The organism is Leucobacter chinensis (assembly GCF_019049105.1).
GTDB classification, from domain to species: domain Bacteria; phylum Actinomycetota; class Actinomycetes; order Actinomycetales; family Microbacteriaceae; genus Leucobacter_A; species Leucobacter_A chinensis.
Window position 1 is genome coordinate 282276 of the sequence record NZ_JAHQZR010000006.1, and the last position, 23809, is coordinate 306084.

The window sequence follows — 23809 nt, forward strand, 5'->3', positions numbered from 1 at the left end:
TTGCGAGCGTTACTCCCTAGCGAGTTGAGGGGCGGCGCTCGTCAGCACGTGCCTGGGCCGCGAGGTATGCGTTGTACTCGTCGAGCTCGGCGTCTTCAGCCTCCTGGCGACGCGATGCCGTCTTCATATCGCGGTTGCGCCACTTCGAGAGGGTCACCGCAAGAACGATGAGCAGCGGAATCTCGCCGTAGCTCCAGGCGAGGGTTCCGCCGATTGATTCGTCGGCCGCCCGCGTGAGATCCCAGCCCGAGGGGTCACCCGAGTACCAAGAGAAGAGGTCACCATCGCCGAGAATGAGAATGAGACCAAAGAGCGCGTGAATCTGAATTTCGACAAATACCTCGACAAGGCGCACGGCATACGAGGGCGTTCGCGGCAGAGGGTCTCGCGCCCAGAGTGGCGCCGCCGCGATGGTGCCGAACACCAAGATTGCGGTGAGCAGCATCGCGTGGCCGCCAGGCAGCGCGAGCACGAGGCTGATGGCATCGGTAAAGTACAGAGCCGGGAAGAAAATGAGCGGAACCACGATGACCATGATCGGGTGCAGCAGCACGTATGCCGTGCGCGAGCGGTAGGCGCCGAGCGCCGCCCGCAAGATCGAGCCGCCAAGACCCGTGTGCGGCATAGCCTTCAGCAACAGCCTGCCCGGTGAACCCATGAGCAGAAGCGGGGGAACAAAGACGAGAAGGGTGAGCTGCTGAAAGATGAGCACCGAAACGAGTGAATCAGCGAACCCATTCATCGAGGTGCCGGTCACGAAGAACCACACGGCGCAGCCGAGCAGGAACGAGATGCTTGAGGCAGCGTTCCACTTCTTCCGTTTGCGCCTGAGCGAAACGACGCCCGCGAGATACACAAGGAACACAAGCACCGAGGCCCAAGCGAGCGGGGTGATCGTGTCGGGACCGATCCTGACGAACTCTGCGGGGTCGAACATCGGCGCGATGTTCGAACGCGTCAAAACGGACATTGCTGCCAGGAACGGCGTCGCGGTCATTGAGGGCAACCCTTATTTTCTTGCGGCTTCTGATCCACCCAGATCATGCGGATCGCTCACAGTGGTTGCTTTTCGTGACCAGCGCACAAAGCGCACTCTGGTCACGATCGAAGGCCCTGCCGCGATGAACGTCCGTGGCATAACCCGAGGGGTCTCGGTTCGGAACACGACAGAAAGGAATCACCGGGTGAAAACGGTTCACCCCATACTTCCCGCCGTAGTCAGCCCCAACCGTAGCAGTCTCTGTAAGGGCATGCCAGCCGGGCACCGCGGCAGAGCGGGCTTTAGAGCGCCTCTGGCTCAGCTGCTGGGCTGCCGCCTGCCGCTTTCTGGTCACGCTTCGGCACGATGAAGTCAAAGAGCCACGAGAATACGAAGGCGTAGACTAAGAAGAAGACCATGAGGCCGATGTCGAGCAAGAAAGCCTCGACGAGCCCCACGCCGAGCAGCAAAGCCATGGCCGGCACCAGGAACAGGACGAGGCCGGCCTCGAAGCCGAGCGAGTACGCGATGCGGCGCGGCACCGTTCGCGTTTGTGATGGCTGGCGCCGCTCCCACGCCTCAAAGAGGCTCGTCCAAATAAAGTTCCAGGTCATGGCGATGACCGACGACACCACGGCCGTCGCCATCGCGCTCGAGCCGCTATGGCCGAGGGCTGAAAAGGTAAATGCCACGAGTGAGATGGCGAGCAGCTCGAAAACGAGCACGTAGACGATTCGACGCACGATGGGCGACATGGTTCCTCCCGAGTGTTGAGCATGGGAAGTCCTTGCGGGTTCACGTCCATGGCACATGAAACATGGTGTGGCTGAGCCACGGGCGAAGCGCTGAGGCGGTTCGTTCAGGAAATCTTAGCAACGTTCTGCTGGGCACGTGCACAGGCAAGCGTCGGCAAAACCGGGGCGACGCGGGCGGGCGATTAAGCGGTTTGCACGAGGTGCTCGGTCGCTGCTCCCGGCGCTGTAAAGCGGGCGGCAACATCGTGAATGAGAGCTTGCAGGGCGGCTCCCGCGTGGGTCGGTGCCATGTCGGTGCGCCTCGCGAGGCTCACTGTGCGAGTGAGGTCTGGCTCGACGAGTGGGGTGACGCGAAGACTTGGCCGGTCAACCGTGATCATCGCGGGCACGACCGCGACGCCGAGGCCGCGTTCGGTGAAGCGCAAAGCGGCGTCCATCTCAGCGCCCGTCAGCGCAACACTCGGCGTGAGGTCGGCTGCCATCATCGCGGTGTCGATGGCTCCGCGAAGGTCGTAGTTGTCGGGAAACATGAGTTGCGGAACGGTTGCGAGCTCTCGAAGGGTGACCCGCTGCTCGCTCTCAAACGGCGTGGGGAGTGCGCCACCTGAGACAACGACGAGACGCTCGAGCAGGAGTGGTTCGAGCTCGAGCACCGCGCGGTCAGCTCCAGAAGAAAGACTTGTCACGATGAGTGCGAGATCGAGTGACCCCTCGATGAGCGCCGAGATGAGGCTGCGCGAACCGCTCTCGACAATCTCTAGGTCGATGCCCGGGTGGCTCGCCTGAAACTCCGTGAGCACTTCGACCACGAGGCTCGTGCACAGCGTCGGGGTTGCCCCGAGGCGAATGCGACCGCTTCGAAGGCCGGCGAGCTCGGCCATTTCGTGGTGGGCCGTGTCGGCATCGGCGAGCATGCGGCGTGCGATGGGCAGCAGTCGTTCGCCGGCAGCAGTGAGAGTGACATTGCCGCGCACCCTGTTAAAAAGCTCAATGCCGAGGTTCTGTTCGAGCGATGCGATCTGCCTGCTGAGTGACGGCTGGGCGAGGTGCAGTTGGTCTGCGGCCCGCGTAAAGTTGCCGGTTTTGGTGATCGCCACGAAACCACGCAGCTGTTCAAGATTCATATCAATAGCCTAAGCGTATTGTTCTCATGAAAACAATGCATTGGAGTAATTAAAAGATCAGATCTAGCGTGGGGGCCATGGAAAAAGAGACACCACAACCAGAGAGAATGATGACCACCGCGGTGCTCGTCATTGGCACCGGCGGCGCGGGGCTTCGCGCGGCCATCGAGCTTTCAGAACAGGGAGTGCAGGTACTCGCGGTCGGCAAGCGTCGCAAGCACGATGCGCACACCACCCTCGCGGCCGGCGGCATCAATGCCGCGCTTGGCACGATGGATCCTGAAGACAGCTGGCAGCAGCACGCGGCCGATACGCTGCGCGAGTCGTACATGCTCGCTGATCCGCACATCGTCGAAATCGTCGCCAAGAATGCGGCGCAGGGAATCGACGATCTCGATCGCTGGGGCATGCCCTTCGCACGAGAGGAAGACGGGCGCATCAGCCAGCGCTTCTTCGGCGCTCACCTCTACCGCCGCACCTGCTACTCGGGCGACTACACGGGCCTCGAGATTCAGCGCACCCTGCTTAGGCGCGCGCAGGAGCTGCAGGTTCCCATCATCGACAGCGTGTACATCACCCGCCTGCTCGTAGCCGACGGGCGAATCTTCGGCGCCTACGGCTTCGACATCGTTGACGGAACCCCCGTCGTCATTCACGCTGACGCTGTTATTCTCGCGGCCGGTGGCCACACCCGCATCTGGCGTCACACCTCGAGCCGACGCGACGAGAACACGGGCGATTCGTTCCGCCTCGCAGCCCTTGCCGGCGCCAGGATTCGCGACGCCGAGCTCGTACAGTTTCACCCGTCGGGGCTGCTCGAGCCCTCAGACGCTGCTGGCACCCTCGTCTCAGAGGCGGCCCGCGGTGAGGGCGGCGTGCTGCGCAACAGCGAGGGTGAGCGCTTCATGGAGCGCTACGATCCCGTTCGCAAGGAGCTCTCGACCCGCGACCGCGTAGCACTCGCGAACTACACCGAGATTGCCGAGGGGCGCGGCACCGAGAAGGGCGGCGTGTACCTCGACGTGTCGCACCTGCCGCGCGAGCAGATTCTCGAGAAGCTGCCCCGCGTGTACCGCAACCTCATCGACATGCAGATGCTCGACATTACGAAGGAGCCCATCGAGGTCGCACCGACCGCTCACTATTCAATGGGTGGCGTTTGGGTGAGTGCCGACGAGCACCGCACCGGTGTTGACGGTCTCTGGGCGATCGGCGAGGCTGCGAGCGGCCTGCACGGCGCAAACCGTCTCGGAGGCAACTCGCTCATCGAACTGCTCGTCTACGGCAGGCTCACGGGTGGCGACGCCGCGCAGTATGTGCAGGGGCTCACCGAGGTGAAGCGTGACCCGGCCATGGTGCACGAGGCGCGTGAAGAGATGCAGGCACTGCTCACGGGCGGCGGCGAAGAGAGCCCGAGGCTCTTGCAGCGCCAGCTTCGCGACCTCATGACCGAGCACGCTGGCGTCGTGCGAAGCGAAGAAGGGCTGCTCGAGGGCCTGCGCAAGCTCGCCGAGCTCGAGACCCGCGCGGGGCACGTGACGGCTCACCCCGACATCGCAGGCTTCGACGACCTCGCCCACGCTTTCGACCTCTACGGCTCGCTCCTTGCTGCCCGTGCGACCCTCGAGTCAGCGCTCGAGCGACGAGAGACGCGCGGCTGCCACAACCGCTCAGACTTCCCTGAGCAAGATGATGCGCTGAAGGGCAACATGGTCTGGAGCCCGTCGACCGGCGTGGTCTTCGAGCCCGCGGCCGAGGCCCCCGAGTGGCTGAACAAGCTCGCAAATGAGTGGATCGACGACTCGCCCGAGGGCAAGCTCGCCGAGTAACAGACCGTTCCCGTGCGAAAGTTCCTCCTCAGAGCGTTCGCACGGGAACATTTTCATTCGTGCGGCTAGCGTGTGATGAGCACGACGACAATCGAGACACCCGAGGAGTGACATGTCGCCGAGAACCCTCTTCCGCATCTTTGCCAACGTCGAGATGGTGACCTGGGCGGGACTTATCGTGGCCCTGGTGCTTCGGGCTACCGGTGTCACCGCTGCCGCCGTACCGATCGCGGGAGGCGTTCACGGGTTCGTGTTTCTCGCGTATTGTGTCTCGACGGTGCTCGTGTGGGTGAACCAGCGTTGGCGAGCCAGGCTTGGCATCGTGAGTCTCGTTATCTCGGCGGTGCCTTTTGCGACCGTTCCTCTCGAGATAGCGATCAACAAGCGCGGGCTGCTCAGCGGCCCGTGGCGGCTTGCTCCCGGAGGCGACGAACCACGAGGCCTCATTGAACGTGCGCTAGCGCTCGTCTTGCGCAGGCCTCTCGTCTCGATGCTCGTGCTCATCGCGGTCGTCATCGCGGTCTTTTTCGCGCTTCTATATGTCGGGCCGCCGGTCTCTCGCGATTAGTCGATGAAGCCTCGCGCCCGTGCCTCATGCACGGCCTTTGATCGGGTGTCGACCTGCAGCTTGGTAAACAGGTGCGAGAGATGGCTCTTGACCGTCGCCTCGGTCACAAAGAGTGCCTTGGCAATTTCACGGTTGGTCGCTCCCGTGGCGAGAAGTGCGAGCACATCAATCTCGCGCTCGGTGAGTTTGGGCGGCGGGTTACGCACCCCGTGCAACACCCGCGTCGCGTGCTCGGGTGAGAGCACGATCTCACCGCGCGCTGCTCGCTCGATTGCCTCAGCGATGCTTTCTGGCTCGGCATCTTTGAGAAGGTAGCCGGCGGCCCCCGCCTCGATGGCGCCGATCACCTCGGCGTCGCGATCGAACGTGGTGAGCATGAGCACAATCGGGGCATCGTCGAGTGCGCGCAGTTGTTTCGTCGTTTCAATGCCGTCGATTCCGTCACCGAGCCGTAGGTCGCACAGGACGACTGCGGGGGTGAGGTGTTGCGCAAGGCTGAGCGCTTCTTCGCCCGTTGCCGCCTCGCCGACGATCGTGAGTGAGGGGTGTGCACTCAGGACGGCCCTCAGCCCGCTGCGTACGACGGGGTGGTCGTCGACGAGAAGAACGGTGATGCTCATAATGACCCTTTCGAGGTGAGGCGGTGCATGGGAAGAAACGCTGAGAGCGCCGTGCCTTCGCCCGGCGTGCTCTCGATCTCGAGACCGCCGCCCAGTTCGCGCAGTCTCGTGCGCATGAACCGCAGACCGAAGCTCGCGGTGCTGCCGTGGGGCTCATCGTCTCGTGCGGCCCAGAGCTCGTGATTGAAGCCCCGGCCGTCGTCGATGATGTCGAGGCGAACGGTGTCACTCGCGTCGATAAGGCTCACGACAACGCGTGAGGCTTGGGCATGTTGCCGAACGTTCGCGAGGGCTGACTGGGCGGTGCGCAGCAGTGCGATTTCGGTCTCGGGCGGCAGCGCGGGGAGGGACTCATCGACCGTGAGGTGTGTCGCCAGATCGGCTTCTTCGGCGAGTCGGTCGAGCATGCGACGAAGTGCTCCCGGGAGGGCACCCTGCTCGAGCTCGACTGGGCTGAGCGCTGCGACGATACGCCTGACATCGGCGAGGCTTTCGCTCGCGAGGGCTTCGATTTGGCCCAGGGCCTTTGCCGTGCCACTCGTTTCATTGAGCGGATCGCCTGCCGCGTGCGCGATGAGTTTGACCGATGAGAGCGACTGCGCAACGGTGTCGTGTAGATCGCGTGAGATTCGGGTGCGCTCTGCGATTGCGCCTGACTCGCGCTGAGCCTGGGCGAGTTCGTCTTGCAGAGAAGCCATTTCTCGTTGTGCCTCGGTGAGCGTGCTCACGAGTCGTTCTCGTTCTTCGGCATCGTGCAACAACTGGAGGTAGCCGCGAGAGATGCCGAGCGCGAAGGTGCCGCCGACGAGGGGGCCAACGATGTTTGCGAGCGAGATGGTGCCGTGGTGGGCGAGTGGGGCGCCGACTGTGACGATGAGAACGCACGCCGAAAAGGTGAGTGCAGCGCCGAGCGAAAAGAGGTGGCCGGCGAGCAACCAAAGAAGGAAAGCGAGCCAGACGAACTCGGGCGAGAGTGCGACGGTGGCGACCCAGATGAGGGCGAAGCTCACGAGCCACCAGGTGAGGGGAGCGCGCCCGGTGTCGCCAGTGGGAAGAAAGCCGCCTGCCGCGTGCCATGCCAAGAGCGTGAAACCGGCGGCGAGAGCCCAGCCGATGGGTGTTCCCGTCTGCACCGCCCTCATGATGCCGACAGTCGTGAGCAGCAGGGCCATCCCGTGCTGCCCGAGCTCCATGGCTCGCACCGTTCGAGCAGACGGTGATGAGTCGTCTGGTTCAAACGGTGCGAGCGGAGTGCGAACGAGGGCCATAGCCCTATTCTCTCGCCTTCTGCGCGGGGCTACCAGGCCACCACACCTTCTCACCCACGATGCTGAACACCGCGGGAACGATGACCGTGCGCACGACGAGGGTATCGATTACGACGCCGAGGCCCACGATGAGGCCGAGCTGGCCGAGCGTGACGAGTGGGAGTACACCGAGGGCGGCAAACACCGCGGCAAGAACGATGCCCGCGCTCGTGATCACGCTGCCGGTATGGGTGACGGCCTCGACCATCGCGTTTCTCGTGCCGAGTGTCCCGGCCTCAGAACGGGCACGGTGCACGAGAAAGATTGTGTAGTCGATACCGAGCGCCACGAGAAAGAGGAAGGAGAGCAGCGGCACCTGTAGGTCGAGCGCCTGCTGCTCGAAGAGCGTGCGACTGAGCCAGGCTCCCGCTCCCACCGCCGCGACCGCGCTCGCGATGTTGATGACGATGAGCAGGAGCGGAGCGACGAACGAACGCAGCAACACGAGGAGCACCAAGAAACTCACGGCGAGAATGAGCGGTGCAATGACGAGCAGGTCTCGTGCGTTGCCGTCGCGCGCATCGACGTCGGTTGCCACCGCGCCGCCGACAAGGGCGTCTGCCTCAGGCACCGCGTGCACGGCCTCGCGCAGCTCACGAATCTGTTCGAGGCTCTCGGTGGTACCGGGAACGTGCTCGCTCGTGACCATGACTTTGACCATGCCGGCCTCGCTCGGCTCTCCCACCGGGTGAGCACGGACGATGCCGTCAACATTCGCAGCGGCCTCGACGACCTGCGGGGTGGTATCGGTCTTCGCGACAACCCAGATGGGCTGCGCTTCGCCAGCGGGAAAGTGATCGCTGAGCGTTTCAAGCCCCTCGGCCGATTCAGACTGCACGCGAAACTTTTCAACCTGGTTGAGCCCGACGCTCGTTCCAAGAAGCCCCGTCGTCATGATGCCGAGCAGGCCGAGCCCAGCGACAAGGCTCACCACTGGGCGACGACTCACCGTGGTAGCGATCACTCGCCAGGCGTTGCGTTTTGCAGGCGCAGACGAGCCGGAAGTAGCCGGGTGCGGCACGAATGGCCAGAAGATCTTGCGACCGCTGAGCGAGAGAATGGGAGGCAACAGGAAAAGCACGGCGCCGAGCGCGATCGCGAGACCGAGCGCCGACGAGATGCCGAGCCCCTGGGTGCCTGGAATAACCGCGAGCAGGAGCGTGAGGAGCGACAGTACGACGGTGACATTTGAGGCGAGGATCGCGGGCAGCGTTGCCCGCCAGGCTTCCTGCAGCGCGGTTCGGTGATGCTCGTGCCGCGTGAGTTCTTCGCGGTATCGAGAAATGAGCAGGAGCGCGTAGTTGGTGCCCGCGCCAAACACGAGCACGCTAATGATGCCCGCGTCAAACTGCAGATTCCAGGCGCTTCCCGCGGCCGCGGTCACACGACCGGCCAAGCCATCGGCAAGGGCGACAACGACCAGCGGAATGAGCCAGAGCACCGGCGAACGGTAGGTCACGATGAGCAGCACCGCGACGATGATGATCGTGACGAGGAGGAGTGTGAAGTCGGCTCCGTCAAAGGCCGAGGCAATATCGGCGCCAAAGGCTGGCCCGCCAGTCACGAGCAGTGTCACCTCGTCTGGGGAAACGGGAGCGATCGCCTCACGTATCGAGCCGATGGTCTCGGCCGTCTCAGCGTTCGAATCGCCCGTCGTGATGGGCACGATCATGAGGGCTGCTTCACCGTCAGCACTGGTAAGGGGCCCGGTGATCTCATCGGCTGCGTAAGGCTCAAGCACCGGTGAGAGCAGTTCGATCCCTTCCAACTGCTCTTCGCTGAGGGGGCCTGCGCCGTTCGCGGTAGCGACGACCATAACGCTCTGCCGGTCTGCGTTCTCAAACTCGGTAAGGAGTGCGGCGACCTTGGCTGACTCAGAGTCTTGAGCCGACGAGGCATTGAGCGATGGCGCTGTGCTCGAGCCGAATAGGCCGAACAGTGCGATGAACACGCCGAGCATGACGGCGAGTGACAGCCACGATGCCCGCGGGGTTGCAATGAAGGCTGCGCGTCTGGCGCGAGGGGGAATGTTTTTCATACCTTCCACCTCACCAGCTGAGCGGCGATACCTCATCGGGGGTGCGGCGGGTTTTCATCTCAGCCAAAAGGTTGAGACGGTCGCGGGCTGCTCGCGGCAGAACACGGTAACGTACCCGTATGACCCGAGCCGAAAACGCGCACAAGGCACCGCGTACCCGCATCGTCGACGCGCTCATCGCGTTGGTGCTCTGGGCCGCTTCGACGCTCTCACTGCTCGTTTTTGCTGATGGTGGGTTCTCGCTGCGAGCCATCGTGATCGTTGGAGGGCTCTCGGCGCTACTCACTCTTCCCGTGGCGTTTCGGCGAAGCCACACTGTTGCATCGAGCGCTTTGGTCGCGGCACTCTTTCTCGTGCAGGCGGCTATCGGCTTCCCGCTACTGCCAGCAAATGTCTCGCTGCTCATCGTCGTGCACGCCCTCGCGTACTATGCACCGAGGTGGGCGAGCCTCGGCGGCCTCGGGCTTGCATACCTCGGCGTCGTCATCGCCTTCTTCCGGTACGACTCGCTGCTCTTCGTCAACGAGATGAACACGCTCATGCGTGCCATGGTGTGGCTGCTCACGGCAGCGCTCATCTCGGCGGCATGGCTGCTGGGCAACGTGCAACGGTCGCGCGCAGCCCTTGTGCGCGAACTCACCGAGCGGGCGAGAAGGCTCGAGTATGAGCAGCAGCAGGAGCGGGCGCTCGCCGCAGCCGAGGAGCGCGCCCGCATCGCCCGCGAGATGCACGACATTGTTGCGCACTCGCTCTCGGTTATTGTGACGCAGGCAGACGGTGCGCGGTACGCCGCTGTGAACCAGCCCGAGATCGCCCCGCAAACGCTTGGAACCATTGCCGCGACGGCCCGCGAATCGCTGCAAGAGATGCGGAGGCTGCTTGGAGTGCTGCGCCAGGACGAGGTCATGGCGATGGGCCCAGCGCCAGACCTTGCGACGCTTGATTCACTCGTCGCCGAGCTTGCAGCCTCTGGCCTCAGCGTGAGCCTCGCGAAGGGAAGTACGCGTAGCGCTCCGCACCGCTTGCCAAAGGGCGCCGAGCTTGCGGTGTACCGCGTGGTGCAAGAGGCGCTCACGAACGTGCTCAAGCATGCCGGGCCAGGGGTGACCGTAGCGGTAAGCCTCGATTGGGAACCGAGGGGCCTGCTCATCGCGATCATTGACGATGGCCGTGGCGCTGGCGCAGACCCGACGCCCGAGGGCGGAGGCCACGGAATACGTGGCATGCAGGAGCGTGTGGCACTCTATGGTGGAAGCGTCGTCGCGCAGCCGCGTCTTGGCGGCGGGTTTGCGGTGCACGCCTGGGTCCCGTTTGAAGAACGGTAACCCCGCCGTCAGTGACGAACCGCGACGAGCAGCGACGAGCAGTGAGGAAACCGAGATGAGCGACGACACCACCGGGCAAGAGCGCACCCCCATTCGGGTTGCGCTTGTCGACGACCAGCAGCTCGTGCGCGGCGGTTTTCGCATGCTCATACAGTCTCAGCCCGACCTCGAGGTTGTCGCAGAGGCCGCCGATGGCCGCGAAGCGCTCGAGATACTCTCTCGCGTGACGGCCGATGTCGTGCTCATGGACGTTCGCATGCCAGAGGTCAACGGGATTGAAGCGACATGGCAACTGCTCGAACGCGGCGAGGCCGCACCGAAGATCATCGTGCTCACGACCTTCGATCTTGATGAGTACGTGCTTGACGCGATCCGCGCCGGGGCAAGCGGGTTTTTGCTCAAAGATGCCGCTCCAGAAGAGCTGCTCACGGCGATTCGGCGGGTGCACCGCGGCGACGCGGTCATTTCGCCGGCCATGACGAGGCGACTCTTGCGCCACGTGCAGCCGATGCTGACAGCGCCGCGTCAGGACGCTCCGGTGTCAGGTGAAAAGGAGGGCCGTGCCGCACTGCAAGAGCAGCTGGCGAGCCTCACCCAGCGCGAAATCGAGGTGCTCAACCACATCGCGCAGGGGCTCTCGAACCAAGAGATCGCCGAGGCGCTCGTCATCTCTGAGCCAACCGTGAAAACGCACGTTGCGCACCTCTTGCAAAAGACCGCCTCGCGAGACCGAGTGCAAGCGGTCGTCTTCGCTTATGAGTCGGGTCTCGTCGTTCCCTGACCCCACTCGGGGTTGCCGGTGGTACCAGGGTGCCGGGGTCGAGCGCGGCACTCATCCCTGAGGATGATGCTGCGAAACACGGCCCCATAAAGTTCATCACTGCGGCCGAGAGACCCCGCTATCGCACTCGGCGAAACTGGAATCTGACACACTCAGGAGGATTCCATGGCACAGTTGCAGCCCACCACGCTTCGCGAGAGCGCCCCGTACCCGGCGGTGCGAGCGCAGGGCCTCGCGAAGCACTATGGCGCGGGTGAAACCGCCGTTGAGGCGCTTCGCGGCCTCGACATCGAGTTTGCATGGGGCGAATTCAGCGCCATCATGGGGCCCTCGGGTTCGGGCAAGTCAACGCTCATGCACACGCTCGCCGGCCTCGACACCGCGTCGGGCGGCAAGGTTTTCATCGGCGGTAAAGAGATCACCGGGCTCAAAGACGCCGAGCTCACCGCGCTGCGTCGCGAGCACGTTGGCTTCGTGTTTCAGTCGTTTAACCTCGTGCCCACCCTTACCGCCGAGCAGAACATCCTACTGCCGTCAGAACTCGCCGGCACGAGCGTGGACCGGGCATGGTTCTCGAACATCGTCTCGGTCTTGGGCCTCGAGGCTCGCCTTGCGCACAAGCCGTCAGAGCTCTCGGGCGGTCAGCAACAGCGTGTAGCCATCGCGCGGGCTCTGCTCCAGAGGCCCGACGTGATTTTCGCCGATGAGCCCACGGGCAACCTCGACTCACGCTCGGGCGCCGAGGTGCTCGCGCTGCTTCGCCGCAGCGCGCGTGAGATGGGCCAGACCATCATCATGGTCACGCACGATCCGCTCGCCGCATCGTATGCCGACCGTGTGATTCTCATTGCCGACGGTGCGATCGCTGGGGAGCGTCGCGAGGCGAGCCCCGAAGAGATTCTCGCCGCGCTCGGAAGCCTGGGGGCGTAACCGATGAAACTCGTTACCCTCGCGGGCCTCAAAGCTCACTGGTCGCGGCTCGTCGCCGTTGGTGTTGCGGTCATTCTCGCCGTGGCCTTCATGGCCGCAACGCTGCTGCTTGACGCGTCGTCGAAAGCAACCCTCAAAAGTACGGTCGGTGCATCGTATGCTGCCGCCGATGTCGTGGTCGAAAACACGACCCAAGAAGGCGCGGGGTTTTCGCTCTCTGCAGACACCGTTGATACCGTGACGCAAACGCCCGGCGTCGAACTCGCTGCAGGGTACGTCGAGACGATGGTCGCCATCGAGAGCGACGCGGGCGAAGTGCCCACGGCAATGCTCCGAGAGCGGTTACCAGACAAGTTAGAACCCGGTGAGGTCGCTGATGGCAGGCTGCCCGAGCACGCGGGAGAGGTCGCGATCGATGCAGACTCTCTGAAACGTCTCGGCGTGGGCATGGGTGATGAACTGCGGGTGAGGGTCGAGACTTATGGCGATGACGGGGCGGCGACCACTTCGCGCTACCCGCTGACCATCGTAGGCATCACGAAGCCGTCACAAAACCCGGCACCTGCGGGGCTTGTGAACCTGATCGCAACCGTCGAGGGAGTCGAAGCGACGGTTGGCGTGACCGACCCTCAGCGGGTGCTCGTGCTGCTCGATGAGACAACGACGAAGGCTGACTTTGCCGCTGCGCTCGGGCAGCTCGAAGTGCCGATCTTCAGTGAAGAAGAGGGCGAAGAGCCCGAGACCGAACTCGTATACCCCCGTGTCTCGACACCAGACGAGATGGTTGATCGAGCCGTCAACAGTATGACGAATGACACGGCCATGCTCACCGCCGTGCTGCTCGCCTTCGCGGGCATCTCGCTCTTTGTGGCGGGCCTCGTGATCTCGAATACCTTCTCGGTGCTCGTCGCCCAGCGCTCGCGAGAGCTCGCACTCTTGCGCTGCGTCGGGGCTTCGTCGAGGCAGGTGCGCGGTGCGGTACTCGTTGAGGCACTCGTCATGGCGGTCACCGCTTCGGTTATTGGAGTTGCCCTTGCTTTTGGCCTCATGTCGGGGCTTGTATGGGCTGCCGGTGCTATGGGAATTGCCGGCGGGGTCGGGGTTTTTGCGTGGTCGTGGATCGCGATCGTTGCTCCCATCGTCGCTGGCGTGCTCGTCACCCTCATCGCCGCCCAAGGCCCGGCCCGCGAGGCCACCCGTGTTGCGCCGCTCGAGGCGCTTCGCTCGCGAGAAGCAGAAACCGGCACGCGAAGGGGTAGCCGGGTGCGATTCAGCCTCGGCTTGGTGCTTGTCCTTGCGGGGCTCGCCGTGGTGATCGTCGGTGTGCGCTTTGATGACCCGATGATGTCGCTCGGCGCGGTGCTTGCCGGATCGGCTGTGAGCGCTGTGGGGCTCCTGATGCTCATCGTGTTCATTGTGCCTCCCATCGCGCAGCTGCTCGGACGTATCTTCTTTTCGAAGGGTGTTCCTGGCAAACTCGCCGCCGCCAACTCGGTGCGCAACCCGAAGCGCACGGCCGCGACCGCGAGTGCGCTGCTCGTGGGGGTTACTCTCGTCGCGACCGTCTACACCGGGGCCGAGGTTGCGCGCACCACGCTCTCTACCGAGCTTGAAAACTCATTTCCAGTCGACCTCGTCGTTGTGTCATACCCGCAGGATCTCCCTGGCGTTGAACTGCGAGAAGACGGTGAGGCGCAGAGCGAGGCCGAAAAACAGAAGGCCGAGGAATCGTTCGGCGAGGTCGTGAAGTACCTCTCTGAGTCGAGCGGGGTTACCCGCGTTACCCAGGCTCAGCTCCAGAGTTTGGGCGAGGGGAGCACGCCTCCGTTGCTTGAGCTCTGGGGCATCGACAGCGAATCATTTTCGCTCGTGACGCGAGACAAGAAAGCAGTGCTTAAGGCCGGTGAAGCACTCATCGGGTCAGAGGTTGAATCGCCAACGGTCGATCTCGTGGGGCCCGCGAGCGAGGTCACCGTTCCAGCGTCACACGGGGGAGCGCCAACCTCGACCGCGGTTGTAACGCCGGAGCTCTTTACCGAGATCGTTGGCGACGGGTTTCCCGAACGGTTCGCTGCCCTCATCACCATCGAAGACGGGCTCACGAACGAGCAGCTCGTGCAGTTGCGCGATGAGCTGTCGCACATAGTGGGGGTGAGCTACGTCGAGGGCGAGGTCTTCGAACGCCTCATGTACGATTCGATCATCACGACGCTCCTGCTCATTGTCACCGGGCTGCTCGCCGTCGCCGTCATCATCGCGGTGATTGGCATTGGTAACACCCTCTCGCTCTCGGTGCTCGAGCGAACCCGAGAGAACGCCCTTTTGCGGGCCCTCGGGCTTACGAAGGGGCAGCTCAAAGGCATGCTCGCGATCGAAGCGCTCATCACCGCATTCGCCGCATCGGTGCTCGGGGTGCTGCTCGGCGTCGGGTACGGCTTTGCCGGGGCAACGGCCGTTCTTTCGCCGTTCGGGCACGTCGAGTACGTGGTGCCGTGGGTGGCGATCGCCGTGATCGTGGTCGCTGCCCTACTCGCGGGTCTCGCTGCCTCGGTGCTGCCGGCGAGGCGCGCGGTTCGGCTCTCACCCGTCGAGGGTCTGGCGGTCGTCTAACGACACCGCTCGAAGAGCGAGGGTCCGCACCGATCACCGGTGCGGACCCTCGTGCGTTCACGCGTGAATGCGTGAAGCATGCACGTCGTTATGCGTCTTTCTTGCGTCCTGTGAGCAAGCCCCAGATGAGCAAGACGACGATTGATCCGCCGATTGCGAGCGCCCAGCTTTGCAGCGACCAGAAGTTCTCGAGCGATGCATCAAAGATGATCGAGCCGAGCCAGCCGCCAACGACCGCTCCGATGACACCGAGCAGGAGCGTAGCGAACCAGCCGCCCCCGTTACGGCCAGGAAGAATCGCCTTCGCGATTGCTCCCGCGATGAGCCCCAGAATGATGAATGAGAAAAAGCCCATGATGTTACCCCTCTCTTTCGCACACGGAATCCGCCTTGGACCCCGTGTGGTTTCAGTGTTTCGTAGCTCAGGGCGAATGGGTAGGGGGTAGCGCAAAATGTCATCGAAATGATGCAGTTTGCCCGCCTAGAACGGGGTATATTTCTCGAATACTGACGAAAAAGATCGCTCAGCGTCTAGATTTCGAGGCGTCCGACCGAGGTGATTGGTGCAACCTTGCCGTCGGCCAGTTGGTACTGGCAGCCAACGATGCTCAGTGAGCCGTCGGCGACGGCATCGCTGATAATGCGCGAGCTGCGCATGAGCGCGTGAATGGTCTCGTCAAGGTGACGACGCCCGACCGCGTCGGCGTCGATGAGTGAGGCATCAACGTAAGGGGTTTCTTTGTGCTCGCTGAGCCACTCCTGCTGCACGGCAGGCTGAATGTGTTCGAGCTCGGCCTCGATCGCGGGAGAGAGCTTCGTGGGCGAAGCGCTCGTTTGGTCGATTGCTGCTGCGACCGCGCCGCATGAGCCGTGAGCGAGTACCACGATCACCGCGACACCGAGCACGGCGACGGCGTACTCCATCGTCGCGGTCGTGTTCGCGTTAGCGATTTGACCGATGTTGCGCACAACGAACAGGTCGCCAAGGCCGCAGTCGAAAAGAATCTCGGCGGCGACTCGCGAGTCTGAGCAGCCGAGAAAGGCCGCGTTCGGGGCTTGGCTGTCGGTAATCGCGTGACGCCTTGCTGCGTTCTGCTGCGGGTGCAGCAGCGATCCGCTCATAAATCGTTCGTTGCCCTCAGCGAGTGCTTGCCAGGCTTCTTGCGGTGTTACTCGTACGTGAGTCATGCGGCTTCCTTACTGTGCTGCGTCTCGCAAGAGTGTACTCCCCCTGGGGCAAGTCGCGCGGCGAGAAAGCCGCCCAGCGCCGTCATGAGCCCAAAGAGTGCGAAGAGGAGGGCAGGGCCCCATGAGGCGCCGCCCGAGCGGGCGAGCGAGAGCTGGGCGAGAAACGGCAAGAAGCCGCCGACGACCGCTGCGAGGTTGTAGCCGAGGCTCACGCCCGAGTAGCGAAGCTCGGTGGGGAAGAGTGAGGTGAGGGTGGTGCCGGCGATACCATACGCGAGGATCACGCACGAGAGGGCGAGGCATACGGCAATCACCGCGGCAACCGGTTCGCGGGTGTCGAGGAGCCAGAAGACCGGCAGCGCACACAGCGCGGTTGCAAGACCGCCCCAGAGGGTGATGCGGCCGGGGCCAAAACGTTCAGCAAGTCTGCCGCTCAGGAGGGTGACGAACACCTGGAACACGGCTGCAATGAGTGTCGCGTTGACCATGAGCTGGCGGTCGATGCCTCGCTCTGAAGAAGCAAAGTTGACCATAAAGGTGTTGACGAAGTAGAAGCCACCCACACCGAGCATCGAGACGAGAATGGCGACCGCGAGACGTCCGGGAGCACGGCGGAAGACCTCGAGGGCGGGAATGCGCACGGGCTTCTGCTCGCTCAGTAGCTCGAGGAAGGCCGGTGATTCTTCGATCTTGCTGCGCAGCACGACGACGACGGCGAGCAGCGGGAGTGCGGCGAGGAAGGGCAGTCGCCAACCCCACGCATCGAATGAATCACTGGGTAAGAGCAGTACGAGCGCGAAGGCGCCGCTCGACATAAACGTCGCGATGGGTGACGAGAGCTGAACGAGCGCGGCAAATCGGTTGCGGTGCTCTGCCGGGGCATGCTCGATGGCGACGGTCATGGCACCGCTCCACTCGCCGCCAACCGCGACGCCCTGCAGAAGGCGAAGGAGTACGAGCAAGAGGGGCGCTGCGACGCCGATGGCAAAGAAGTCGGGAAGGAGGCCGATGAGCGCTGTCGCTGAGCCGATGAGGGTGACACTCATGATGAGGGCGGGCCTTCGCCCCATGCGGTCGCCGATCATGCCAAACAGTACGGCTCCTGCGGGGCGTGCCACGAAGCCGATGCCGAAGGTGGCGAATGCTGCGAGTGAGGCGGCCCAGGGGTCGAGCTCGGTAAAGAACAGGCGGTTGAACACGAGTGCCGAAGCAAGGCCAAAAAGGTAGTAATCGTACCACTCCATCGCGGTGCCCGCGAGGGCAGCAAACGCAACTTTGCGTGCCTCTGTGAGGTTGAGCTGTTTATCGGTCACTGGGCGCTCTATCGCTGCCGAAAAAGGTCATGCGCTCGAGTCTAAAGCAGACAGTATTCCGAACAGGTGCTGAACGCTCTCTGTCGATTTTGCGAGGGGGCGTGACTTTCACAGTCGATGCGCGTACATTACGAATGAAAGACCTCATGAAAGGGCACGTTTGAAACTCATTAGCTACAACCTGCGCAAGAACAAAGCCGCGCGAGAGTTGAGTGTCCTAGCAGAACGGCACGACATCGACGTGCTGTGCCTGCAAGAGGCAGACACCGAGTCGCTCGCTCCCGAAATTGGTGAGCTGCGGCTCATCTCGGCCACGACGCAAAACCGACTCGGTCTTGCTCTCTATGCCAGGCACGAGCGCTTCACGATTCATGAGGCGCGTTCGTTCTCGCTCAAGAAGTCGATGCACGACCGTATTCTTCAGCCAGCGCACGAGCGGTTGCTTGCCGCGAGGGTGACCGACACTGAAAAGGGTCACGACTTCGTTGTCGCCTCGTTTCACGCAGCCCCGCTGACCGCGCTCAACTCGCTGCGTCGTCACCAGATCAACGCGGCCCTCGAGCGACTCGATCTCCTGGGGCCCGGCCTGCCCTCGCTCATGGTGGGCGACTATAACTACCCGGTGTTTCAGCAGCGGCTCATGCTCGAGATGAGCGACCTCGGTTACGACCTCAGCCTCAGCGATGCTCGAACCTACGCCAGGTATCGCATGTTCACGGGTCACTACGACTTCGCGACTTCGACGGGCTTCGCTGTCAACGGCGTGAACACGTTGCCACAGGGGGTCAGTGACCACCTGCCAATTCTCATTGAAGCAGAACCAAAACTCGTTCCTATTGCTGCATAAAGCAGGTATTTCACATCTGATGTTGCATAACCCGTCATCACAAGGTTAGGCTTACCTAAGTTAGTGATTGCGGTGCAGCTTTCACTCAGTGACCAACGCCGGTGGCTCCTCCCACCGGCGTTTTACTTGTGAAAATACGAAGGAGCGATGTGACGATTCGAATGAACAAGTTTGCGGGGGCTACCGCCCTTGCACTGACCGCTGGGCTTGTGCTCTCAGCGTGCTCGAACACTGCCGACAACTCGGCAAACACCGATGACGCCAAAGATAAGGCGCCCGCCACGGTAACGATCACCGATAACCACGGTGAAGTTGAAGTTCCCGTGAACCCAGAGACCGTTGTCGCGCTTGACAACCTCGTCTTTGACACCCTTTCAGACTGGGACATCAAGCTTGCCGCTGCGCCCAAGGGCGTCATGGGCTCGGCGTGGCCCGAGTACACCGACGACGAGAGCGTTGCTGACGTGGGCAACCACATCGAGCCAAACCTCGAGGCCGTCGTTGCTGCTCAGCCCGACCTCATCATTGGTGGCTACCGCTTTGGCTCGTACTACGACGACCTGAAGGCCCAGAACCCCGACGCGGTGGTCATCGAGATCGCACCTCGCGATGACGAAGAAGAGTTCTCAGAGCTCAAGCGCCAGACCGAGATTCTCGGCCAGATCTTCGATCACGAAGATGAGGCAGCTGAGCTCACGAAGCAGCTCGACGACGCCATTGCTGGCGCAAAGGATGCCTACAACGGCACCGACAGCGTCATGGCCGTCAACACCTCGGGTGGCAAGATTGGCTACCTCGCTCCGGTCGTAGGCCGCGCGCTTGGCCCGGTCTTCCCGGCACTTGACCTCGTCGCAGCGCTTGAGGCTGAGGGCGATAACGACCACAAGGGTAACGACATCGGCGTTGAAGCAATCGCGCAGTCAAACCCCGACTGGATTCTCGCGCTTGACCGCGACGCTTCGTTTGCACCTGAAGATCGCGAAGAGGGATCAGCGCCGGCTGAAGAGCTCATCAAGAAGTCTGAGGCACTTGCGAACGTGACCGCTGTGAAGGAAGATAAGGTCGTTATTCTCGACCCCAACTTCTACCTCACCGAGGGTATTCGGGCCTACACCACCCTCTTCAATGAGATTAAGGATGCCTTCGCTAACGCATGAGTCATCGAATGAAGCCCACCCAGCCGGGTGAAGCACAACCGACCGGGGCGTCCACCAACACAGGTGGGCGCCCCGGTCGGGGGTTTACGCACCAAACGGGCGGAAAGCCGGTAGCACCAGAGCTCAAACCTCGCAGGCGTTCACCGCTGTGGTTCATTCTCGCGGTGCTTGGAACGCTCGCGCTGCTCGTCGCTTCGCTCTCGGTGGGGGCCTTTGACATTTTGGGCGACGAGTTTGGTTCAGAGATGTTCTGGATCACGAGGGTGCCGCGCACGCTCGCTCTCGTGCTCTCAGGCGCTGCGATCGCGACGAGCGGTCTCGTGATGCAGATGCTCACGCAAAACCGTTTTGTTGACGCAACCACGTCGGGAACGACGGAGTGGGCGGCGCTCGGGCTGTTGCTGACCGCCATCTTCTTTCCCAATATGGGGCTCATGGGGCGCATGATCACCGCGAGTGTGTTCGCATTTGTTGGCGCCATGGTCTTCATGCTCATTCTGCGCCGTATCGTCATTCGCACGACCCTCGTTGTTCCCCTCATCGGCATTATGCTTGGCGCGATTATTAGCGCCCTCACGACGTTTCTTGCGGTGCAATTCAACCTTCTGCAGATGGTTGGTACCTGGTTTATGGGCAGCTTCACCGAGATCGTTCGCGGTCGGTACGAGGTGCTCTGGGTGGTTGCGGCCGTAACCGTGTGCGTCTTTTTGATTGCCGATCGCATCACCGTCGCCGGCCTTGGGAAAGACGTGGCGACGAGCGTGGGGCTTCGCTATGACGCGATCGTCGTTGGTGGCACCGTGCTCGTGGCCATTGCCGCTGGTGTGACGGTTGTCGTGGTCGGCTTCTTGCCCTTGCTTGGGCTCGTTGTGCCGAACGTTGTGTCGCTCATTCGTGGCGATAACGTGAGGAGTAACCTGCCCTGGGTGTGCCTCGGCGGTATCTCGCTCGTGACGGCCTGCGATCTGCTCGGCAGAACGATCAACATGCCCTTCGAAGTGCCGGTTTCAATGGTGCTTGGTGTCGTCGGTGCATTCGTGTTCATCACGCTGCTGCTACGGCAGCGGAAAGCGTAGGGTCTCATGACCAGTATTGTGCGACTTGCGAGCTCTGGTGATCTCCCAGAGAGCGCAGAAGCGTCATTACCGTGGTGGCGAAGGGCGCTGCCACTCACCATCGTCTATCTGGCGGCGGCCCTTTTTGCCATTGGCATCGTTGTCTACGGCAACCCCGTTCCTTTCGGTCAGCCCGGTTTCTGGGTCATCGTGCAAACCCGCCTCGGGTCACTCGGAACGATCGCGCTGGTCGCGGTGGCTCAAGCCGTCGCTACCGTCATGTTTCACACGGTCACCTCGAACCGTATCTTGACCCCATCAATTCTTGGCTTCGATGCCCTCTACGTGCTCAGCCAGACGCTCCTCGTGTTTTTCTTCGGCACCTCGGCGTCGAGCATGGAGGGAATACCGAAGATCATTGCGCAAAGCGCACTCATGGTCGCCTTTGCGACCGTGCTCTACGGCTGGCTCTTCTCGGGGAAAAACGCGAACCTGCACCTTCTGCTGCTCGTTGGCATTGTGCTTGGCATCGGCTTTGGATCGATCTCGACCTTTATGCAGCGAATGCTCACGCCGAGCGAGTTCGATGTGCTGAGCGCACGGCTGTTCGGCAGCATCAGCAAGGGCAACACTGATTACCTTCCCATTGCCGCCGTCATTGTTTTTGGCATTCTTGCCTACTTCTGGTCACGACGCCGCACCTTCGATGTCGTTGCGCTCGGTCGTGACGTATCGGTTGGCTTGGGCGTGCGATACCAGCGTGAGGTCGTGACGACACTCGTGCTCATCGCGGTGCTGGTTTCAGTCTCGGCCACGATGGTCGGCCCCATGACCTTCTACGGGTTTCTCGTCGCAACCCTCGCGTATCAGTTCGCGAAGGGCGACACCCACGGGCATATTTTGCCCCTCGCGATTGGCATCGCACTCGTGACGCTTCTGGGCGCTACCTTTGTTCTGCGTCACATCTTTTCGGCGGCTGGCCTCGTCACCGTCATCATTGAATTTATCGGCGGTCTGCTCTTCTTGATCGTCTTGTTGCGAAAAGGAATGCGTTGATGAATGCAGCGACTGCGACCGGAATCGAACTTCGTGGAATCTCGAAGAACTATGACGGCAGGCACGTTCTCGGGCCCATCGACCTGACAATCGAGCATGGCGGTGTGACCGCCTTGATCGGCCCGAACGGCGCCGGCAAGTCGACGATGCTCACGATCATTGGTCGCTTGCTCGACGCCGACAGTGGGCGGGTGACGGTCGGTGGCCTTGACGTGCGTCACACGAAGTCGAAAGAGCTCGCGAAGGTCGTCTCGATCTTGAAGCAGGAGAACCATTTCATGGCGCGCCTCACGGTGCAGCAGCTCGTGACCTTCGGCCGCTTCCCGCACTCTGCGGGCCGGCTCACCGAGACCGACCAACGGGCAATTCACGCGGCGATCGCCTTTCTTGACCTCGCGGGCATGGAAGATCGCTTTATCGACGAGCTCTCGGGCGGCCAGCGCCAGCGAGCGTTTGTCGCGATGGTGCTCGCGCAAGACACCGACTACGTGCTGCTCGACGAGCCGCTCACGGGCCTTGACATGCGGCATGCAGTCGGCATGATGGGGCAGGTTCGAGCGGCCGCTGACGCGCTCGGCAAGACCGTCGTGCTCGTGATTCACGACGTGAACTTTGCCGCGGCCTACGCCGACCGTATTATCGCTCTTGCCGAGGGGCGCGTCGTTGCGAGTGGAACGCCCGAAGAAATCATCACCCCCGAGGTGCTTGAGCGTGTGTTTGAAACCCCGGTTGAGGTCGTCGAACACCACGGCAAACGGGTCGCGATCTACTACCGCCACCCGGAGGCCTAGAACCGGCGAAGGAGCGCTGGAAAGTGGGCAGCGGATCGGCCTAGTCTGCGGCCCGAGCGGCTAGTCGAGCGGGAGCCGGTACGTGAGCAGGGTGAACGAGCTGCCATCGCTGCGAAACACCTCTTCATCGCGCTCGCTGAGCCTCGTGAACCCAAGCCGTTCGTAGAGGGCAATCGCGCCGCGCATCTCGGGGCCCGTGTTCAGCAAAACTGCGTTTGCGCCACGCGAGCGCGCAAGTGCGACCGTCGAGGTCATGAGGTATTCGCCGATCCCGCGTTTTCGTGCAGACTGTCGCACCGCGAGCAGCCGTAGGTCGAATTCACCCTCGGCGGCAAGCCCGGTGATCGACTCGCCAGGGTTGCCTGTCGTGACGGTGCCGAGCAACTGTCCGGTCTCGCGTTCCTCGCACACCCACACCTGGTGATTCTCGGCTCGTGACTCGACATCGGCGATGTCGGCGGCATAGGTCTCGTCGATCCACGAATAGTCGCCAAGATAGGCGTCGAGACACAGCTCGCGCACCGCCTCGATTTCGTGGTCACGCATGCGCCTGAAGCGCAACTCATCGCGGGTGTTGGTTACTTCGTTCACTTGCTCATGGTACCGGCCGCTGCCCGTGCCTGCCAGCGCCCATCGTGGTACGAAATGGCGATTGGGTAGGCAAAGCACTCGGTCACGAGTTGTGTTGTGAGCACCTCGGTGACGGGCCCCTGCGCACTGATGCGGCCGTCGGTAATCAGCGCCGCGTGCGTGGTCGATTCGGGGAGCTCTTCGAGGTGGTGTGTGACGAGTACGGTTGCGAGCTCAGGGCGCGAACGGTGCAACTCGTCAAGCGTCGTCAGGTACTGTTCGCGTGCTGCAACGTCGAGGCCCGTCGAGGGCTCGTCGAGTAGCAGCAGGCTGGGGTTCGAAAGGAGTGACCTCGCGATGAGTGCACGACCGCGCTCGCCCTGAGACATGGTGGGCCAGGTCGCATGCTCTTTGCCTTCGAGCCCCAGGAGCGCGATGAGTTCGCGGGCGCGTTCGACTGTCTCGGCTTCGGGATGCCAGCGGGGAACCCACTCGATGGTGCCGGTCGCCCCGGTGAGCACGACCTGCTCGATCGTGAGCGATGAGGTGAGCGGGTGCCTGGGGTTCACGTGGCCGATGCTGCGGCGCAACTCACGCATGTCGACTCGGCCGAGCTGCTGGCCGAGCACGTGCACGGTGCCGCGAGTCGGGTGTTCGTTCGCCCCGCACATGCTGAGAATGGTGCTTTTGCCGGCACCATTTGCGCCGATGAGTGCCCAGTGTTCGCCGGCACGAATCGTGAGGTTAATGTCGCTCAAGATGTCGCGTGCATTGCGTACGAAGGCAAGATCGGTGAGGGTGAGCACCGCTTCGGTCGTGGGGGTGGCCTGGGCTTGAATCATGAAGCAAGCCTAACAACTCCTCAGACAAGTGCGAAATGTGTGGCTGGAGCGCGCGAATCACCGTGTGGATCACCCCGCTCACGAGGCTCACGGGAGAGTCGCCCGTGGTCGCGCAGCTCGGTGG

General features: G+C 62.6%; 22 protein-coding genes. 11 read left to right on the forward strand and 11 right to left on the reverse strand.

Annotated features, from left to right (window positions below):
* Positions 1–16: 16 nt before the first annotated feature.
* The 3 genes from KTJ78_RS08505 to KTJ78_RS08515 all read right to left on the reverse strand — a co-directional run bounded on the left by KTJ78_RS08505 (position 17) and on the right by KTJ78_RS08515 (position 2858).
* The gene (locus KTJ78_RS08505) at positions 17–997 is read right to left on the reverse strand and encodes a cytochrome c oxidase assembly protein (protein WP_254259498.1); all 981 of its coding nucleotides are present in this window, start codon (positions 995–997) and stop codon (positions 17–19) included.
* A gap of 284 nt (positions 998–1281) precedes the next feature.
* A complete protein-coding gene (locus tag KTJ78_RS08510; RefSeq protein WP_217134571.1) occupies positions 1282–1734 on the reverse strand; it encodes a PACE efflux transporter in 453 nt (150 codons plus the stop codon).
* Positions 1735–1916: 182 nt separating this feature from the next.
* Positions 1917–2858, reverse strand: a complete 942-nt coding sequence (locus KTJ78_RS08515; protein ID WP_217134573.1) for a LysR family transcriptional regulator — start codon at positions 2856–2858, stop codon at positions 1917–1919.
* Between the two features lie 77 nt (positions 2859–2935).
* Between KTJ78_RS08515 and KTJ78_RS08520 the strand changes: the two genes are divergently transcribed.
* Positions 2936–4687 carry an L-aspartate oxidase gene (locus KTJ78_RS08520; protein WP_254259499.1) on the forward strand — a complete coding sequence of 584 codons (1752 nt, stop codon included), beginning with the start codon at positions 2936–2938 and terminating at the stop codon, positions 4685–4687.
* Between the two features lie 112 nt (positions 4688–4799).
* Positions 4800–5255 (forward strand): DUF3817 domain-containing protein, encoded by a 456-nt coding sequence (locus KTJ78_RS08525; protein ID WP_217134576.1) that lies wholly within the window; start codon positions 4800–4802, stop codon positions 5253–5255.
* On the opposite strand, the gene KTJ78_RS08530 is transcribed toward KTJ78_RS08525, so the two are convergent.
* The 3 genes from KTJ78_RS08530 to KTJ78_RS08540 are packed head-to-tail and all read right to left on the reverse strand — an operon-like array spanning position 5252 to position 9220.
* Positions 5252–5875, reverse strand: coding sequence for a response regulator (locus KTJ78_RS08530; protein ID WP_217134577.1), 624 nt, complete (start codon positions 5873–5875; stop codon positions 5252–5254). The genes KTJ78_RS08525 and KTJ78_RS08530 overlap by 4 nt on opposite strands.
* Positions 5872–7143: a sensor histidine kinase gene (locus tag KTJ78_RS08535; RefSeq protein WP_217134582.1), complete on the reverse strand. Its 1272-nt coding sequence runs from the start codon at positions 7141–7143 to the stop codon at positions 5872–5874. Before KTJ78_RS08535 ends, KTJ78_RS08530 begins: the two co-directional genes overlap by 4 nt.
* A gap of 4 nt (positions 7144–7147) precedes the next feature.
* Positions 7148–9220 carry an MMPL family transporter gene (locus KTJ78_RS08540; RefSeq protein WP_217134585.1) on the reverse strand — a complete coding sequence of 691 codons (2073 nt, stop codon included), beginning with the start codon at positions 9218–9220 and terminating at the stop codon, positions 7148–7150.
* A gap of 119 nt (positions 9221–9339) precedes the next feature.
* Here KTJ78_RS08540 and KTJ78_RS08545 point away from each other — a divergent pair, with 119 nt between their 5' ends.
* The 4 genes from KTJ78_RS08545 to KTJ78_RS08560 all read left to right on the forward strand — a co-directional run bounded on the left by KTJ78_RS08545 (position 9340) and on the right by KTJ78_RS08560 (position 14866).
* Positions 9340–10545 carry a sensor histidine kinase gene (locus KTJ78_RS08545; RefSeq protein ID WP_217134589.1) on the forward strand — a complete coding sequence of 402 codons (1206 nt, stop codon included), beginning with the start codon at positions 9340–9342 and terminating at the stop codon, positions 10543–10545.
* Between the two features lie 55 nt (positions 10546–10600).
* Positions 10601–11326 carry a response regulator gene (locus KTJ78_RS08550; protein ID WP_217134590.1) on the forward strand — a complete coding sequence of 242 codons (726 nt, stop codon included), beginning with the start codon at positions 10601–10603 and terminating at the stop codon, positions 11324–11326.
* Positions 11327–11491: 165 nt separating this feature from the next.
* On the forward strand, positions 11492–12256 hold the full coding sequence (locus KTJ78_RS08555) for an ABC transporter ATP-binding protein (RefSeq protein ID WP_217134592.1): 765 nt from the start codon (positions 11492–11494) through the stop codon (positions 12254–12256).
* Positions 12257–12259: 3 nt separating this feature from the next.
* On the forward strand, positions 12260–14866 hold the full coding sequence (locus tag KTJ78_RS08560) for an ABC transporter permease (protein WP_217134593.1): 2607 nt from the start codon (positions 12260–12262) through the stop codon (positions 14864–14866).
* 88 nt (positions 14867–14954) lie between these two features.
* Here the strand turns inward: KTJ78_RS08560 and KTJ78_RS08565 are convergent, their stop codons facing one another.
* From KTJ78_RS08565 to KTJ78_RS08575, 3 genes are all read right to left on the reverse strand, one after another.
* A complete protein-coding gene (locus KTJ78_RS08565) occupies positions 14955–15221 on the reverse strand; it encodes a GlsB/YeaQ/YmgE family stress response membrane protein (protein ID WP_217134597.1) in 267 nt (88 codons plus the stop codon).
* Positions 15222–15397: 176 nt separating this feature from the next.
* Entirely contained in the window at positions 15398–16054 is a 657-nt protein-coding gene (locus KTJ78_RS08570) for a carbonic anhydrase (protein ID WP_217134598.1), read from the reverse strand.
* Positions 16051–17367 (reverse strand): MFS transporter, encoded by a 1317-nt coding sequence (locus KTJ78_RS08575; RefSeq protein WP_369808040.1) that lies wholly within the window; start codon positions 17365–17367, stop codon positions 16051–16053. Before KTJ78_RS08575 ends, KTJ78_RS08570 begins: the two co-directional genes overlap by 4 nt.
* A gap of 160 nt (positions 17368–17527) precedes the next feature.
* On the opposite strand from KTJ78_RS08575, the gene KTJ78_RS08580 reads away from it, so the two are divergent.
* The 5 genes from KTJ78_RS08580 to KTJ78_RS08600 all read left to right on the forward strand — a co-directional run bounded on the left by KTJ78_RS08580 (position 17528) and on the right by KTJ78_RS08600 (position 22273).
* A complete protein-coding gene (locus tag KTJ78_RS08580) occupies positions 17528–18214 on the forward strand; it encodes an endonuclease/exonuclease/phosphatase family protein (protein ID WP_217134600.1) in 687 nt (228 codons plus the stop codon).
* A gap of 149 nt (positions 18215–18363) precedes the next feature.
* On the forward strand, positions 18364–19371 hold the full coding sequence (locus tag KTJ78_RS08585) for a siderophore ABC transporter substrate-binding protein (RefSeq protein ID WP_369808041.1): 1008 nt from the start codon (positions 18364–18366) through the stop codon (positions 19369–19371).
* Between the two features lie 8 nt (positions 19372–19379).
* A complete protein-coding gene (locus tag KTJ78_RS08590; protein ID WP_217134602.1) occupies positions 19380–20447 on the forward strand; it encodes an ABC transporter permease in 1068 nt (355 codons plus the stop codon).
* A gap of 6 nt (positions 20448–20453) precedes the next feature.
* Entirely contained in the window at positions 20454–21482 is a 1029-nt protein-coding gene (locus KTJ78_RS08595) for an iron chelate uptake ABC transporter family permease subunit (protein ID WP_217134605.1), read from the forward strand.
* Positions 21482–22273 carry an iron ABC transporter ATP-binding protein gene (locus KTJ78_RS08600; RefSeq protein ID WP_217134607.1) on the forward strand — a complete coding sequence of 264 codons (792 nt, stop codon included), beginning with the start codon at positions 21482–21484 and terminating at the stop codon, positions 22271–22273. The genes KTJ78_RS08595 and KTJ78_RS08600 overlap by 1 nt, the downstream gene beginning before the upstream one ends.
* Positions 22274–22333: 60 nt before the next feature.
* Here the strand turns inward: KTJ78_RS08600 and KTJ78_RS08605 are convergent, their stop codons facing one another.
* Entirely contained in the window at positions 22334–22864 is a 531-nt protein-coding gene (locus KTJ78_RS08605; protein WP_217134609.1) for a GNAT family N-acetyltransferase, read from the reverse strand.
* Positions 22861–23685, reverse strand: coding sequence for an ABC transporter ATP-binding protein (locus KTJ78_RS08610; protein WP_217134611.1), 825 nt, complete (start codon positions 23683–23685; stop codon positions 22861–22863). The genes KTJ78_RS08605 and KTJ78_RS08610 overlap by 4 nt, the downstream gene beginning before the upstream one ends.
* Positions 23686–23809: the final 124 nt, after the last annotated feature.